This window comes from Burkholderia sp. TSV86 (assembly GCF_001522865.1).
In the GTDB taxonomy this organism is placed as follows: Bacteria; Pseudomonadota; Gammaproteobacteria; order Burkholderiales; family Burkholderiaceae; genus Burkholderia.
Window position 1 is genome coordinate 84,989 of sequence record NZ_LOWB01000104.1, and the last position, 16,403, is coordinate 101,391.

General features: G+C 60.3%; 15 protein-coding genes. 14 read left to right on the forward strand and 1 reads right to left on the reverse strand.

What is annotated here, in order from left to right:
* The first annotated feature begins 272 nt into the window (after window positions 1-272).
* The 12 genes from WS68_RS18360 to WS68_RS18415 all read left to right on the forward strand — a co-directional run bounded on the left by WS68_RS18360 (window position 273) and on the right by WS68_RS18415 (window position 11,089).
* Window positions 273-1,922, forward strand: coding sequence for a portal protein (locus WS68_RS18360; RefSeq protein ID WP_059516604.1), 1,650 nt, complete (start codon window positions 273-275; stop codon window positions 1,920-1,922).
* The gene (locus tag WS68_RS18365; RefSeq protein ID WP_059516606.1) at window positions 1,922-2,218 is read left to right on the forward strand and encodes a Bbp19 family protein; all 297 of its coding nucleotides are present in this window, start codon (window positions 1,922-1,924) and stop codon (window positions 2,216-2,218) included. The genes WS68_RS18360 and WS68_RS18365 overlap by 1 nt, the downstream gene beginning before the upstream one ends.
* Window positions 2,215-2,565: a capsid staple protein gene (gene gp10, locus WS68_RS18370; RefSeq protein ID WP_059516608.1), complete on the forward strand. Its 351-nt coding sequence runs from the start codon at window positions 2,215-2,217 to the stop codon at window positions 2,563-2,565. The genes WS68_RS18365 and gp10 overlap by 4 nt, the downstream gene beginning before the upstream one ends.
* 11 nt (window positions 2,566-2,576) lie before the next feature.
* Window positions 2,577-3,308, forward strand: a complete 732-nt coding sequence (locus WS68_RS18375) for a hypothetical protein (protein ID WP_059516610.1) — start codon at window positions 2,577-2,579, stop codon at window positions 3,306-3,308.
* 9 nt (window positions 3,309-3,317) lie between these two features.
* Window positions 3,318-4,313 (forward strand): major capsid protein, encoded by a 996-nt coding sequence (locus WS68_RS18380; protein ID WP_059516612.1) that lies wholly within the window; start codon window positions 3,318-3,320, stop codon window positions 4,311-4,313.
* A 63-nt stretch (window positions 4,314-4,376) separates the two neighbouring features.
* Window positions 4,377-4,781 (forward strand): Bbp16 family capsid cement protein, encoded by a 405-nt coding sequence (locus WS68_RS18385; RefSeq protein ID WP_059516614.1) that lies wholly within the window; start codon window positions 4,377-4,379, stop codon window positions 4,779-4,781.
* Between the two features lie 71 nt (window positions 4,782-4,852).
* Window positions 4,853-5,077 carry a hypothetical protein gene (locus WS68_RS18390; protein ID WP_059516616.1) on the forward strand — a complete coding sequence of 75 codons (225 nt, stop codon included), beginning with the start codon at window positions 4,853-4,855 and terminating at the stop codon, window positions 5,075-5,077.
* Between the two features lie 11 nt (window positions 5,078-5,088).
* Window positions 5,089-5,706, forward strand: a complete 618-nt coding sequence (locus tag WS68_RS18395) for a hypothetical protein (RefSeq protein ID WP_059516618.1) — start codon at window positions 5,089-5,091, stop codon at window positions 5,704-5,706.
* A gap of 19 nt (window positions 5,707-5,725) precedes the next feature.
* The gene (locus tag WS68_RS18400) at window positions 5,726-8,035 is read left to right on the forward strand and encodes a phage nozzle protein (RefSeq protein WP_059516619.1); all 2,310 of its coding nucleotides are present in this window, start codon (window positions 5,726-5,728) and stop codon (window positions 8,033-8,035) included.
* Window positions 8,025-8,450 (forward strand): hypothetical protein, encoded by a 426-nt coding sequence (locus WS68_RS18405; protein WP_059516621.1) that lies wholly within the window; start codon window positions 8,025-8,027, stop codon window positions 8,448-8,450. The genes WS68_RS18400 and WS68_RS18405 overlap by 11 nt, the downstream gene beginning before the upstream one ends.
* Complete coding sequence (locus WS68_RS18410) at window positions 8,451-9,017, forward strand: hypothetical protein (RefSeq protein WP_125910451.1); 567 nt, start codon at window positions 8,451-8,453, stop codon at window positions 9,015-9,017.
* Window positions 9,018-9,019: 2 nt separating this feature from the next.
* Complete coding sequence (locus WS68_RS18415) at window positions 9,020-11,089, forward strand: hypothetical protein (RefSeq protein WP_059516625.1); 2,070 nt, start codon at window positions 9,020-9,022, stop codon at window positions 11,087-11,089.
* Between the two features lie 67 nt (window positions 11,090-11,156).
* On the opposite strand, the gene WS68_RS29020 is transcribed toward WS68_RS18415, so the two are convergent.
* Window positions 11,157-11,477 carry a hypothetical protein gene (locus WS68_RS29020; protein WP_231753057.1) on the reverse strand — a complete coding sequence of 107 codons (321 nt, stop codon included), beginning with the start codon at window positions 11,475-11,477 and terminating at the stop codon, window positions 11,157-11,159.
* Here WS68_RS29020 and WS68_RS18420 point away from each other — a divergent pair.
* Window positions 11,472-13,787: a lytic transglycosylase domain-containing protein gene (locus WS68_RS18420; RefSeq protein WP_231753058.1), complete on the forward strand. Its 2,316-nt coding sequence runs from the start codon at window positions 11,472-11,474 to the stop codon at window positions 13,785-13,787. The genes WS68_RS29020 and WS68_RS18420 overlap by 6 nt on opposite strands.
* Window positions 13,788-16,379, forward strand: coding sequence for a hypothetical protein (locus tag WS68_RS18425; RefSeq protein WP_059516627.1), 2,592 nt, complete (start codon window positions 13,788-13,790; stop codon window positions 16,377-16,379).
* Window positions 16,380-16,403: the final 24 nt, after the last annotated feature.

Consider the following 16,403-nt stretch of genomic DNA (forward strand, 5'->3'; position numbering starts at 1 on the left):
TCGATCCGCATAGCCTCTCCAGGAACTCCCCGGAGAGGCTATGAATTTTCTTGGCTTGACCCCTGATATTCCGGCGCCGCCGCCCGTTCCCGACACGACTCAGCCAACGACCGATACGTCAGCGGCTGCCGATGATGCAACCGCGCGTCTGCGTAAGCGTCGTGGCACGGCCGCAACTATTCTTGCGGGGGATTCCGCGACCGTCGGTGCGTCGTCCGTAAGCGCACCGGTCGCCACTTCCGCCGCCGGAAAAGCAATCTTGGGCCAGTGACGTGACGAACGACGACGTGAAGGTCATCGACGCGCTGCGCGCGGATCACGAGCGCTTAAGGCAAAAGCGGCAGTCGTATGAGGCTGTCTGGAACGACGTCATCGATTACTTGATGCCGCGGCTGGATAAGTTCGGACAGCAGCCACGCAACGCAAATGACCGCGGCCGCGAACGCTCGCAGAAGATTTTCGACTCGACCGCGCCGCTGGCGCTGCGTAATTTCGTTGCCGCAATCGACTCGATGATCACGCCGGCGACACAGTTTTGGCATCGTCTTGCGACCAGTTCGGAAGCGCTCACCCAACAGCCGAACGTCAAAGGCTACCTGCAATCGGTTGTCAATACGCTGTTTGCTGCGCGCTATCGCTGGCAGGGTGGGTTTGTGACGCAGATCGGTGCAACATACCAGAGCATTGGATTATTCGGACCCGGCGCGCTGATGATCGAGCACGACGTCGGGCACGGCATCGTCTATCGGAATCTCCCGCTCAGCCAGCTTTGGTTCGCAGAGAATAATGCAGGTCTCATCGACAAGACGCACGTTGCGTGGCGTCTCACTGCTCGACAGGCAGCCCAACGTTTCGGGCGCGCGAACCTATCGCCGTCAATGCAACTCGTGCTGGAGCGCGATCCCGAGAAGGAATTCGATTTTCTACATGTCGTCGAGCCGCGCGCCGACCGCGATCCCCGCAAGCTCGACGGCCGCAACATGAAGTTTGCATCCTATTGGCTTGACGAAGGCCGCGAGCGAGTCGTACAGCAGAGTGGTTTTCGCACGTTCCCAATTGCCGTTGGGCGTTTCTATGTCGGCACCGCCGATGTGTACGGCGGGAGCCCGGCTTATGACGCAATCCCCGACATCCGTATGGCGAATGAGCAGGCGCGCACGAATATTCGCGGCGCGCAAAAGATGGTCGATCCGCCAATTTTGTTGCCAGAAGATGGCGCACTCGAAGGGTTTGACTTGCGCTCAGGCTCATTGAATTGGGGCGGCCTAGATGAGCGTGGCAACGAACTTGCAAAACCGTTGAATCTCGGCAAACAGGCACAGATCGGCATCGAGTTCGCGAATCAAACTCGCGAGACGGTGAACCAGTGGTTCTATGTCACGTTGTTTCAGATTCTCGTTGACAGCGGCGACATGACCGCGACGGAAGTGCTGCAGCGCGCGCAGGAGAAAGGTGTGCTGCTCGCGCCGACGCTCGGCCGCACCCAGGCCGAACTGCTCGGGCCCATGATCGAGCGCGAAATCGACATCCTGTCGGAAGCCGGTCAATTCCCGCCGATGCCGCCTGAGTTGCATGACGCTGGCGCAGATGTCGACATCGAATACGACAGCCCGCTCAATAAGGCGATGCGTGCAAGCGAGGGCGCGGCGATTCTGCAGTGGCTTCAGCAACTCAGCGTCGTTCAGGCATTCGACCAAAGCGCGGCGAAACTCGTCAACGGTCAGCGGATTGGCAAACTGCTTGCGGACTACGGCGGCGTGCCGGTCGAGGCGATGAATACTGACGATGAATTGCAGGTGGCTGCTGAGCAGGAAGCGCAAGCACAGCAAATGCAAACGCTGCTCGCGGCCGCGCCGGTCGCGGCTGGCGCAGCGAAAGACCTTGCAGACGCACAGGTGTCGGCGCAGACGGCGAGGGTGTGATGCGAACAACCACGAACCGATTTCTCCGTTTCTGGAACCGCCGCGAGCAATACCGGCGGTGCTTCTGTGACGAGCGCGGGAAGCTTACGCCGGCCGGCGAGGCCGTGCTCGCCGATCTCGCGCAGTTCTGCCGCGCCAACCAGTCGACCGTGATCACGTCTCCGGTGCAACGAACGATTGACCCGCTCGCGACGATGGTCGCCGAAGGTCGGCGCGAAGTGTTTGTGCGACTGATCCAGATCCTCGGCATGGACGACGAACATCTCAATTCCCTCAAGGATGAGGTCGCCGAATGAATCTCGTGTCGATGAAGCTCACGCCCGCCGAGGCGAAGACCGAAGCCGGCGAAGGCACCGCGCTCGCCGCGCTCGCCGCGCCGGAAGACCAGCCCGCATACCCGTGCGGGCTGACGATCTATCTCGACGATGAAGCGCTCGCCAAGCTCGGCATGACCGCGCTGCCAGACGTCGGCACGCCGCTGACGCTGGTGGCACGCGTCGAGGTGTGCAGCAAGAGCCAGTACCAGAATCAGGATGGCACTGACACTAGCCTGTCGATGCAAATCACGGACATGGCACTCGCACCTGAAACGCAATCTCCCGAGCAGCGCGCAGCTAAGTTCTACAGCAATACGACTACCTGACAGGAGGCTCCATGTTTCTTCGCATGATTCGAAAATTCCGATTTCTCGAGGCTGACCCAGGCGCCGGTGGTGCACCAAACGGCGGCGCGTCAGCCGCGGGCGGCACGCCAACGTCGGATACAACGCAGGCCAACGGGGGTACGCCGCCTGCGAATACGGGGGATTCCCCGTCGTCGTGGCTGCAATCTATCGCCGATGCTGACCTGCGGCAATTCGTCGAGGCCAAGGGCTTCAAGGACGTGGGTGACGCGGTGAAGGCGATGCGCGACTTCGAGGCGAGACATGCGATACCAGCGAAGGTCGAGGACTACCAGCTCGGGGACGACGATTTCGCAAAGACGGCAGCGACGTGGTTTCACGAAACGGGCGTGCCGGCAGAAACCGCGAAGGCACTTGCCGCAAAGTGGAACGGTTACGTTGAGGAACAGAACAACGCAGCCGAAGCTGCGCGAATCGCGAGGGGCGAAGTCGAACTCACGGCACTGAAAGGCGAGTGGGGCGACAGCTACGACAAGAACGTCGAACTCGGTCGTCAGGCGATGCGCAAGTTCGGTGTGCCAGTCGAGATGATCGACAAGCTCGCCGGTCAGATGGGCGACGCACAGGCGATCAAGGTGTTTTCGTCGATTGGCGCGTCGCTGAGTGAGGGAACTTTGAATCCGGGTGGCGATGGTGGTAGCAGCGGCGCGGCGCTCACCCCTGAACAACGCGCTGCGAAGTTCTACGCCAACACAAAAACGTAAGGAGCATTCATGGTTACTCTTGCTACGAACAACCCGACTATCGCCGACATCGCGAAGGGTCTCGACCCCGACGGCGCGCCGGCGCAGACGATCGAGATCCTCGATCAGACGAACGAGATGCTTGCCGACGCGACGTTCATCGAAGGCAACCTGCCGACGGGCAACCGCACGACGATCCGTTCGGGCCTGCCGACGCCGACGTGGCGCAAGCTGTACGGCGGCGTTCAGCCGACGAAGGCGACCAAAGTGCAGGTTACCGACAACTGCGGCATGCTCGAAGACTACGCTGAGGTCGACAAGGCTCTCGCGGATCTGAACGGAAACACGATGGCGTTCCGCCTGTCCGAAGATCACGCGCACATCGAGGGCATCAACCAGGAAGCGGCGCAGACCCTGATCTACGGCAACGAAGGGTCGGCGCCGGCTGAATTCACCGGTCTCGCGCCGCGCTACAACTCGCTGTCCGCGCAGAACGCTGAAAACATCATTGACGGCGGTGGAACGGGTTCCGATAACACGTCGATTTGGCTAGTCGTGTGGGGACCGAATACGGCGCACATGATCTACCCGAAGGGCTCGAAGGCCGGTGGCATCAACGTCGACGACAAGGGGCAAGTGACGGTCGAGAATGTCGACAACGCTGGCGGCCGCATGGAAGCGTACCGCACGCACTACAAGTGGGATATCGGTTTTACGCTGCGCGACTGGCGCTACGTGGCGCGCGTTTGCAACATCGATGTGTCCGATCTCGCGACGTCGGCCAATGCGCAAGCGCTCATCCGCTACATGATCATGGCGTCGGAACGCATCCCGCAGTTCGGCATGGGCCGCGCGGCGTGGTACGTCAATCGCAACATCCGCGAGAAGCTGCGGCTCGGCATCATCGACAAGATCGCGAACAACCTGACCTGGGAAACGGTCGCGGGCCAGCGCGTGATGATGTTCGACGGCATCCCGGTGCGCCGTACCGACGCGATTCTCAACTCGGAATCGCGCGTCGTCTAACGCGGCCGGACGGTGCTATAGCGCCGTCCGATTCTACCGAACACCATTCGAAAGGGCATCTCAATGTACATCGACTCGCTTCTTGAATTCTCGCGTGCGCAGGCGCTGTCGGCGACGGGCGCATCGCAGAACGTCATCGATCTCGGCAGCGACCGCGACATCGGTCCCGGCCGTCCGTTGTGGATCGTCGTCGCGTTCAAGGCGGATGCGGTCGCCGGCGGCACGTATCAGATCGATCTGCAGACTGACGATAACGTCGGCTTCGCATCGCCGACGGTCATCGCTTCGGTTTCCCCGTCGGCGCCGAAGGCCGGCCAGCGCGTTGTGATCGGCATGCCGTTCAATAACGAACGCTATCTGCGTCTGAACTACACGCTCGGCGGTACGGGGCCGTCCATGACGGTCGACGCGTTCCTGACCGATCAAGATCCGGCGTCGTGGCAGGCGTACCCGGACGGCATCGCGTAATTCACGCGGGCCGATCGAAGGGGAAATAGGGTGGCGACTGCCGTCTGTTCAACTACATCACGAGGTACAGCATGCCGAAGGTCAAGGCGATCAAGATGGGTTTCTACCGCGGCGCGCGCAAGCGTCCGGGCGAAGTGTTCGACGTCGAAAAGGGTGAAAAGGCGTCGTGGTTCGTTCCGACCGACGAGGTGCTGACGGGCCCAAAAGTCCGTGGTCGCGCCGACGGCACGTCGAGCATGGTTCAGAAGACTGGTTCCGACTTGTCCGACGCGCCGGACGGCGCCGATTTGCAATAACGGACTGACGTATGGCATCGGAGGTGCAAATTGCCAATCGCGCGTTGACTAAGCTCGGGTCGTCGCGCATTACGTCACTCGGTGAAGACTCGAAGGCGGCGGCAACATTGAATTCGATGTTTGCAACCGTGCGTGACGCGGAGTTGACTGAACACCGCTGGCATTTCGCGAAGGCACGTGCGTTACTGCCGAAACTTGCCGAATCCCCTGCTTTTGGATTTGCGAATCAGTACCGGTTGCCCCAGGATCATCTCTCGTTAATTCAGATTGGTTCGTTCACGATCTACCGACGAACGGATACACGGGGGCTATACAGCCTCGAAGGCGGCAACATTCTGACGGATCTCGACGCACCGCTACCAATCCGGTATGTGCGTCGCGTTACTGATCCAAACGCATTTGCACCGTTGTTCATTGAGGCGTTCGCGTGCCGACTCGCTGCAGAGTCATGCGAAGAGCTCACGCAGAGCGCAACCAAGCAACAGGCTGCATGGGCGGCATACAGCCGCGCGATCGCGGCGGCCGTGCGAATCAACGCTATAGAGCGTCCGCCACAGTCAATTGCTGATGACACCTGGATCGAATCGCGTCACGGAACGACGGTGTGCGATCGAGTGGATCGATATTAAGTCGGCGATAGGGGGGTATGTGCCCAAGGCTTCTCCACAGCAGGTATCGTTCGACGCCGGCGAACTCTCACCGTTGATGGGCGCGCGCGTCGATCTTGCAAAATACGCGAATGGCTGCCTAACACTCGAAAATTTCATTGCAACAGTGCAAGGCCCGCTGATTCGCCGTGGCGGCAAGCGATTTGCCGCACCTATTAAGGATTCGAATCGTTGGGCGTGGCTGTTGCCGTTCATCGTATCGGACGGGATCGCCTACATGCTCGAGTTTGGCGATCGCTATATTCGATTCTTCGTCAACCGCGGACAGCTCGTTAATGGCGGCGTGCCAGTTGAAATAGCGACGCCATACGCACTCGACGATCTCACAACTCCGGACGGCACGTTTGCGATCCGCGCGACGCAAAGCGCAGACACGATGTATTTGTTTCACGGTTCCTATCCGACACAAAAATTGCTGCGCACTTCTGCGACGACTTTCGAGTTGCGTGCCGTGACATTCGTAGGCGGTCCATTTACAACTGTGAACAGCGATGCAGGTATCAAGGTCCGGGCGAGTGGGCAGAGCGGCGCTGTCACGCTCACCGCGACGAGCGATTTGTTCCGGCCATCGGATATCGGGACGCTGTTCTATCTGGAGCAGGAAGATAACTCGTTTGTGAAACCGTGGGCCGTACACCAACGTATCGTTGTCGGGGACGTGCGGCGTGTCGAGACGCGGACGTATCGATGTACGAAGATCGGGCCTAATGTTCCGGAATTTTTCCAAGTAACGGGAGCCGAGACTCCGACGCACACTTTCGGAGAGCGCGCAGACGGCGACTTCACTGACCAGCAAGGAGATAACTACGGTGCTGTCGGAGCAATGTGGCTGTATCTGCATTCTGGATACGGCACTGTGCAAATCACAGGTTATACAGATGCGAGAACAGTGACGGGGGTCGTTACAACGAACGATCCGACCGATCCGTGTATGTTGCCGGACACCGTTGTTTCGTTGGGCACGTACAAATGGGCGCGCGCGCTATTCAACGCAACGGACGGTTTCCCTCAAATGGGTACGTTCTGGCGCAATAGATTGTGCTTGATGCGAGATCGTTGGCTCGCCATGTCCGTATCGGCCGATTTCGAGAATTTTAAAACGAAGGATGCCGACCAGCAGACCGACGACTCGGCTATCGTCGAGCAACTCAATGCGCGGCAACTGAATAAGCTGGCTTGGATGGTCGAGTCAGACAGTTTGTTGATCGGCATGACGGGAGACGAATGGGTCGTTGGGCCGGCGAACGCATCGCAGCCGATTAGTGCAACAAACCTGAACGCATCGCGCCGTACTTCTTACGGATCGAAGAGATTGCAACCGGTGCAAGTCGGTGGGACGCTTCTTTTCGTGCAGAAGAGCGGGCGCAAGTTGCGCGATTTCAAATACGATTTTTCATCAGACAACTATGCATCTACTGACGTTACGAAGCTCGCGGATCACGTAACGCGCGGCAGAAACGAAGCGAATAACGGAATCATGTCGATTTGCTATCAGCAAGAGCCGCACTCCGTCATTTGGGCTGCGCGCGCTGATGGTCAGCTAATCGCCGTGACGTATGACGAAGAGACGGGACGCAGCGACGTGTATGGCTGGCACCGCCATCCCGACGCAAACGGGTTTGTTGAATGCGTTGCGTCGATGCCTGCTCCGGATGGTGCTGCCGATGACCTTTGGATGATTGTACGTCGACAGATTAACGGGCAGACCGTGCGCTACGTCGAATGGCTCAGCCCATCATTGCAGGACGACGATCCACAATCCGCAGCGTTCTATGTTGACTCAGGAATCACTTACCGTGGTGCACCGACGACGGTGATTTCGGGCTTATCACATCTTGAAGGCCAAACTGTTGCGGTGCTGACCGATGGCGCCGCACACCAAACGCGGACGGTTTCAAGCGGTTCAATCACGCTCGATTGGCCTTCCTCCATCGTTCATATCGGAATCCCGCAGAGATGCCGTGTTCAAACCATGCAACTTAACGCGGGCTCTGCTGACGGGACGGCGCAGGGAAAGACGAAGCGAGTCACGAACGTTGTCACGCGGCTTTCGCGAAGCTTGGGGGGCAAGGTGGGCCCGACGTTCGAGGACGCTGATCTCGAGCCCCTGAATTTTAGAAAACCATCAAATTCGATGGACCGGGCCGTGCCGCTCTTTACGGGCGACGTCAAGGCAAATTGGCGCGGCAGCTATGAAGGGCAGTCGTGGATCTGTTACCAGAACGACCAACCATTGCCGGTAACGCTGCTTGGATTTTTCCCGATCGTGGAGACACAGGATGATCGCTGAGCGCCTGGTCCCTGAACACATCCTATCGATTGGATTGCAGCCGGCGCAGGCGCATGTTGCGGGGGTGCTCACGCACGCCTATGCAGAGCACCTGTGCTCGTTACCCGGTGTTGGGTGGGCACTCGTCGAAAACGGTGTGACGTTGGGTTGCGGGGGCATCGTCGAGATATGGGAAAACCGTGCGCAAGCGTGGACCCTGATCTCGCCTGAGTTGCTGCTGCGCTTCCGGCTAGCGCATCGCATGGTGCGCGACGTGCTAAACGATGCCCCCTGGCGACGTATCGAAATGGACGTCGACGCGGAGCATTGCGCTGGTATTTCTTGGGCGCGCCGGCTCGGATTTATCGAGGAAGGTGTGCGAAGAAAATACACGGTAGACGGCCGTGACGTGATTCTTTTTGCAAGGGTGAAATAAATGGACCCGATGACCTTAGCGATCGGCGGCGCGGCGCTCTCGGGTGTTGGAGCGTTGTCCTCCGGTATAGGCCAAGGAAACCAGTACAGCCAACAGGCCAGTGCGTTGGACCGTAACGCGGCGCTGTCCGATCAGCAGGCGCAGCAGACCTATGCACAGAACGTGAACCGTGAGACGGTGCAACGCCGCCAAGCGGGGCAGCAACTTGGTGCGCAACGCGCGGCGATCGCTGAATCTGGCTTCAATCCAAGTGAGGGATCGGCGCTGGATACGCAGGTTCAGAGCGCACGCAACGCTGAACTCGATGCATTGCAGCTACGTTACCAAGGGATTTTGCAAGGGCAATCGCTCGAAGATCAGGCGCAGCAACAACGCTATCAAGCACGTACCGCGCGCGCGAGTTCACGAAATGGGCTATTTGCCGGCGGATTGTCGGCCGCAGCATCGGTGCTCGGTGGACTGTCGTCATACGCAAAGCTGGGCGGTGTGGGCGGTATTGGCTCAAGCCTCAAAACGTTCGGCAAGACAGCAGCCGGTAACCCGATCTTATTCTCGATGCCTTCTTGACTATGGCGATCAAGATTCCCACCTACGAATCACAGGTAATGCCGCAGTTGCAAACGTCCGGTGCACAGACGCCGCTTGTGGGTGTCCAAGACGGGGCGGGGGTTGCGCTTCAGCAGGTTGGCGCCGCGGTGGCGCAGACAGCCGGGGTTCTTGAAGCTCAGCGTCAGCAGGACGAGCAGGCGACGGTCGCGCGGCAGATCGGTAACGATAAAGTCACGTGGCTGCAGAACCTGCAGCAGATGAAAGACAACGCGGCGCCTGGGGCACCAGATTTTACCCCGAGCGTGCTGAAAGGGTTTGACGATTACGCACAGCAGCAACTCGGACAGATGCCCGAAGGACGTGCAAAGAAGTTCTATGCATTGCAGCTTGACGAGTTGCGAACTTCGCTCGCATCGAACGCGATCAACTGGCAAGCGCAGCAGCACCGCGCCTATAACATTGACCAGTATGCACAGGGCAACGACGCCGCCGCGCGTGTGGTGGCGATGGATCCGAGCCAATACGGCACGACACGCGCGTCACAGATCGCACTCATCAATTCTTCCACGCTCGACGCGCAGACGAAATCGAAGCTTGTCGAGCAATTCAAGGAAGCAGCAGCGGCAGCGGCCGGTGCGCGTATGGTTGCCGACGATCCCGCCGCGGCACTCGCGGCACTGACGGGAAAACCAGATCAAGCGCCGCCGCAAGGTTACGAGTGGGTCGGTGACCTACCTGCGCAAAAGATGGTCGTGTTGCAGAACCACGCTCGTTCTCTGATCGCGCAACAGCAGAACGAGGCCGAACGCGAGGCGTTACAGCGTGAAAATAATGCCGCAGATCTGTACAACAAAGCGCTTGACCTAGTGCATCAGGGGTTGCAATTAAGCCCCGAATTTCAGAACCAGTTGTTGTCAGCAACGACCGGCACGTCGATTGGTACCCCCGCGCAAAAACTGCTTTCCATTGCGAGTCAGAATGCTGGGTTTGCAAGTAGTTCGCTCGCGCAGCAGGCGGCGGCACTGCAGCGATACCACGCCGAAATGGTGACAAACGGAACCGATCCGGACACTGCCGCCGTTGTGAAGCAACTTGACCAAATCCACACCGCGAGTATCGAGGCGTACAAAGTCGATCCTTGGAACGCCGCACTTGCACGCGGCGCTATCAAGGCCGTGCCGCCAGTCGACACGACGAGCATTCCAGGACTGGTGTCGTCGCTTACGGCACGTGCACAGGCTGTCGGCCGCGTCGAGGAAGCGGCCGGCCGGCGTGTGTCGTTGCTGACACCGGACGAGTCGCGGGCGGCGTTGCAGGCGATTGACGCACTGTCGAACAACACGAAGGCACAGGCGCTGTCGGCGCTCGGCCGTGCGATGGGTAATGCAGGCCGTATCAATGATCTCGCGGAGCAGTGGAAGGAAAAGAACCCAGCGGTTGCGCTCGCAATGAAGGCAGGTGCCGCAGACCCATCCGGGGGGCCGCTCATGACTAAAAGCGGCATGCCCGTCGCCCAATATGTCATCGATGGCGCGGACGCACTTGCGAATAAAACGGTGAAGGTTGACGCCGCGGCCGCCAGCGGCTTGCAAGCCACTATCGCAAAGCAGATTGGCGACGCATTGCCTCCACAGCAATTAAGCGACGCACGGGAAACGGCCTATTTCGCTGCAGTGGCAGCAGCCCGAAATAATGGTCGCGACATGCCGAATTCGACGGATATAGAGAGCGGTATCAACGTTGCGACAGGTGGTCTCTTGAAGACGGGAGGCACCGATATTCGCGGCGATCGTTGGGTGGCGGCGAAGCCTTGGGGGTGGAGCGATGACGACTTCGAAGCCGGTGTGAAAACAGCATCGGTCTCGAGCATCGAGAACCGGACGGACGGTCGGCCCGTCGATGCCGTCGTCGCGAACGGGACGAAGATCCCCGTTGATCAGTTTATGAAGCAGTTTTCGAGTTACCGGCTGCAGCGCGTCGGTATCGGCGGAACGTACACCGTCATGACCGGAGCGCGTCCAGTGACCGACACGAGCGGCACGCCGATCTTAATTCATCTTACGCGCCCCGTTCCGAAAGCGAGCAATTGATATGCCGATCGATCCACTTTACGAAGACTCCACGCTGGCGTATTTGAAGGGGCAGGGAAGTGTTTCGTTACCGCTTGATCCAGTGCGCTCGCCGTCTACAGGTATCGGTTCGATTGCGCGTGCGATCGGCCGCGGCCTTGGACAGGGCGGTGCGGCGCTGTTCGGTGCGGCGGCCGATACCGGCGCGGCGGTAGGGCAGCTTACTAACGTGCCCGGTTCGCTCACGTTTGATCCGATTGCGCTCGCGGCGTCCGACCAGCAAGAAAATATCGCGCGCGCGAAATCTGGCCATCTCTTCGAATCGCCGCTCGGCGCGCGCGGCTACGATCTCGCGTCGACGCTGAAGCCGGACCCGACGAAGACAACGGCAATCGACCAGATCGTGCAAGGCGTCGTGTCGGGCCTCACGCAGATCGTGCCGGCCGCGGTGTTCGGCGGTCCGCTCGCCGGCGCAGCTGTCGGCGGCACGTCGATCGGCATGTCGCGCGCCGAAGACCTGAAGCGGCAGGGCGTCGATGTCGGCACGCGTACCGCGGTCGGCGCGGTAGAGGGCGCGCTCGCAGGCGCCGGCGCCGTGCTCCCGGCCGGTGGCTCGACGCTCGCGCGCACGGCGGGGCTCGTCGCCGTAGGTGGGCCGGGCATGGCCGTCGGGCAGGCTGCGGCCGAGAAAGCCATTTTGCGCAACGCCGGTTGGGGACACCTATCGGATCAATCTGATCCGCTTGATCCGACGAACCTTGCTGCCGCTACGATGGTTGCCGGTTTTCTCGGTGGCGTGCACGCAGTAGGAGTCGCACGAGCGAATCGCGCGGTAGGCGCTACCCCTTCCGCCGCAACGCCTGCGCAGGACGTGCCGCTCACGAGCATGGATGTTGCCGCACGTAAGGCGCTCCCCTACAACGCACCGGCGCTCGATGCCTACGCGGTACAGGTCGCGCAGCGCGAAGGGGTGCCGCCGGCGTTGATGCTTGCGTTGAAGAATGCCGGTGAGAAGTCGAATTCGAATCAGGTGTCCCCGAAGGGCGCTCGTGGAGTGTCGCAGATGATGCCCGGCAATCTGCGGAAATACGGTGTCGCTGATCCGACCGACCCGGTGCAGGCTCTTGACGGCATGGCCCGTTATCTCGCTGAGACCATGAAGTATTACAAAGGGGATATTCAGGCTGTAATCGCGGACTACAACGGCGGTCCACGCGCGGCCGCTGCCTTGAAAGGCGATGGCACGATGCCGCGTGAGTCTGCTGCGTATCTGGATCGCGTGAATGCGTATATGGCCGATCGCGCGATTGATGATTTCACGTTCAAACCGACGCCGCAAGAGGTGGATGCAGCACTCATCGCACGCGGGCAGCGGATCGTCGATGATGCATACGTGTTCGGTCGGCCAGACGATATTAACGGAATGGCCGCGCACCAGGACATGTTCGAACTTGCTGCGCGCCAGATGGACAACGGGCAATTTCCCGACGTCGCGCATTTTGTTACGCCGGACGATGCCGCACGCGCAACGGCGCTTGATTCTCTAATCGCTGACACCGAGGCACAACGGTCGCAAATTGTGCAACAAGCGGCTGATTTGGCCGAGCCAAGTACGGTCACACAAATGCGTGCCGAGCTAGACCAACTCGTCGCCGCGCGTCCGGACGATTCGCCGGGCGGCGTCAAAGACTTGACGCGGCAATTGCAGGGCCAAGGCATGCGTTATAAGAGCGCCGCTGCGGAAGCGCAAAAGCGTATCGACGCGCTCGTCGCCGATCACGATCTCCAGGTTCGGCGATTGCGTGCGGCGATTGAGCGAAACACGCGTGCGCAGCAGGCGCATCAGCAGCTTGGGGCGCTCGACTCGCAGCTTGCCGATCTGCGCGCGTCGCGCGCAACGATCGACGTGCCGGCGACGCGCCGCACGCCGCTGTCGCAATTCATTGAGGGCGTGGTGCGTGCACAGGCTGCAAGACCGGACGTTAGCCCGCTTGCAAGTGCCGATCCACACCCTGCAGGGGAACCACGCACGGGAATTTTCGGCCCGATTCACGATAATTTTCGAGGGGATGCAAAGGGCGCGATCGAACGGTTGATGGCGGACCAGACTGGCGAGGCGACGGCGGCGCTTCATCACCCCGATGTGGGCGATATCGACCTTGTGTACGGCAAAGCTCCACAGGGACGCAGCGAAGGGTTCGGACTGGCGAAGATCGCTGCAAAGCATCCGGAGGTCATGGGTGACTTGCAGGGGTTTTTGTCGCGCTTGCACAAGGACGAGGCAAAATCGGGGCCGAATCGTGTGCGACTGGTCGACGACACGGGGCACGCCGTTGTGAGTCTCGACTGGAAGGGGAATCCTAAGACGTGGCTGCTGACAGCATACGAAGGCAGAAATGCCGGAAGAGACGCTACGATGGACACCGCCTCTTTAAAACCCTCGGATGACACAGCTAGCCTCGGGACCGGCAAAAATATTGTAGGCCCAGGCGGCACGAAAGGCAACGGGGGCCCGGTAGCGGCAGCTATTGACGCAAATCTACGCGAAGCCGCGCTCAACGACACGCACAGCCAGATCACCATAGACACGCCGGCCGGCGAGCGCACCGGCACGATTGCAGAACTTTTGCAGCAGATCGACGAAGAGCATGCGATGAACTGGCAGGACGCGCAACTGTTCGACGTGGCGGCGAATTGTTTTATCAGCCTGGGGGGTTAAATGCACCAGAAATGTGTCAGCGCTGTCGAACAATCGGCTGGGCGAAAGCTTACGCAGGCCGAGATCGACGGGATCGAAAACCGTGTGCGCGCCGGGATGCGCGCCGTTTCGCGCGGCGATATCGATGCCTGGCGATCAATGTCGGACGCGGAGCGCATCAAGGCAGGTGCAGAGTGGGCACGCCAACAACTCGAGCGTGAAGCTGATCTCATGCGGTTGCGTCAGCAGTTGCAAATTGCAAAGCAAATCCAAACGACTGACCGGATTCAAGAGGCGTTGTTCTCCGATCCCGAAAAGGCTCACTCTAAACGGGCGCGTGAGAAGATTGTGAAAGCCGACATCGAACAAGCATACGAACTCGCCGGCGCGATCAAGGCCGATTACATGCGCGGCACGATGGGCGCGATTGAGGCGATGAAACACGGCCAAAATTTTGTCGCACGCGCGTTTGATGTGGACAACCCGGCTATGGAGCGCGATATTATCCGCGAGATTTATCGGGGCGCAGATGGCTCGACCGGAAATGAAGTAGCAAAGGCAGCCGCTGAGCAGATCAGTGCGACGTCGAACGCTATGCGTGAGCGTTTTAACCGGGCTGGCGGCGACGTCGGGCAACTCGATTACGGCTATGTGCCGATTCGGCACAGCCAGGATAAGGTGCTCGGCAATGGGTCCGACGCCGCGCGCCACGCGTGGGCGGATTTTGTTTTGCCGCGCCTCGACCGGACACAATATCTCGACGACGCCGGCAACCCAATGAATGATGCGGATCTACGTCGTGTGCTGACTGGCGAGAATCGCGAGGATTGGGAGCAGCGTAACGCGGCGGCGCGCGGTCTGATAGCACCACGTAAAGAGGGCGTGTGGGATACGATTGCCTATGGTGGGGTCAACAAGATTGTGCCCGGCGAGGCGAAGGGCGGCGCCGCGCGCGCGAACGCCGGATCGCAACATCGTGTGCTCCATTTCAAGGATGCCGACGCGCACATCGAATACAACCGCATGTACGGCGAAGGCTCGTTGCTGAATGCGCTGATCGATCATGTCGGCGGCATGTCGAAGAACATTGCACTCGTTGAGCGTTACGGACCGAACCCGACTCGCAACATGCGCACGCAGATGCAGCTAACCGCACAGCACGATCGGACGGAGTTGCGCACGCTCGAAGGTGGCATGACATCGATCGGCGCGTACTGGAATTATGTGACAGGGGCGACGAACACGCCGGTCAATCCTGCATTGGCCCGTCGGATGGAGACGCTACGCACGACGGTAAGCGCGGTTAAACTTCAAGGCACGATCCTAGCTGCGCTTGGTGACGTCGGCACAATGTTTGTGACGGCAGGTTATAACAAGGTGCCGTTCTTCAAGACGCTCGGCACTGCCGCGCGGCTGTCGACGCCGGGTTCGAAAGACTTCCGCTCGTGGCTGTCGTCGCAAGGGCTGATCGCCGAATCGCTCGAGCATGGGCTGAACCGGTGGGGCACCGACAATCTGGCGACGACGTGGGCGCGGAACCTGTCTGCGGCGACGATGAAGTTCGGCGGCGTTACCGGTTGGACCGACGCGTTGCGCACGGCATTCCAGTCGCACATGATGCGTGGCCTTGCCGGCATCGGCCGCACCGACTGGAACAGCCTGACCGAATGGGACCGGCGCGCGCTGACTCGCGCCGGGATTACGGCAGACGATTGGGCCGTGGTGAACAAGGCCACGCCGGGCAAGTACGGCGACGCCGAATATCTCACGCCCGACGCGCTGTATGCGACTGGCGACGCGCGCGCGGCGGACGTCGTGCCGAAACTGCTTGGCATGATCCGCGAGGAAGGGGAGTTCGCCGTGCTGAACCCGGACCTGCGCACGAAAGTGATCGCGTCTGCCACGCCGGGCACCGCTATGGGCGAGCTGAAAAAGACCTTCATGCAGTTCAAGTCGTTCCCGATCGCGATGATCTCGCGGCATTGGGGGCGTATCGGCGACATGCGCCGCTCGGGAGACTTTCACGTTGACGGCGCGCCGGCGCTCGCGAACCCGATGGCCTACGCCGCGGCGCTCGTCGTGAGCACGACGCTGATCGGCGCGATCTCGACGCAGGCGAAAAATCTGCTCGCTGGTAAAGACCCGGAGCCGATGTTTGATGACCCAAAGCACGCCGCCGGATTTTGGACGCGTGCATTTTCGGTCGGGGGTGGTGCAGGCTTTGCGGGTGATATGCTGGTTGCCGCGTTCGAGTCGGCCGACTACGGCTCGCTGCTCGGCAGCGCGGTCGGCGGCCCGCTGCTGTCGACGCTGTTTCAGCCGCTACGCGCCGTGTCGTCGAACGTGCAGGACGCGGCACAGGGCAAGGACACCCACGTCGGCGCAGACCTGCTGAAGATCGCGCAATCGAACACGCCGCTCGTGAACCTGTGGTTCTGGAAAACCGTGTGGAACCGCCTGATATGGGACAATCTCGCCGAGAACTTGTCGCCGGGCGTGACCCAGCGGAACGTGAACCGGTCGCGCAATCAATACCACAACGATTATTACTGGCAACCAGGCGCGGCCGCACCCCAACGTGCGCCAGACCTGAGCCAAGCACTTAGCGAATAACGGGGGATTCCCCGTCTGACATTC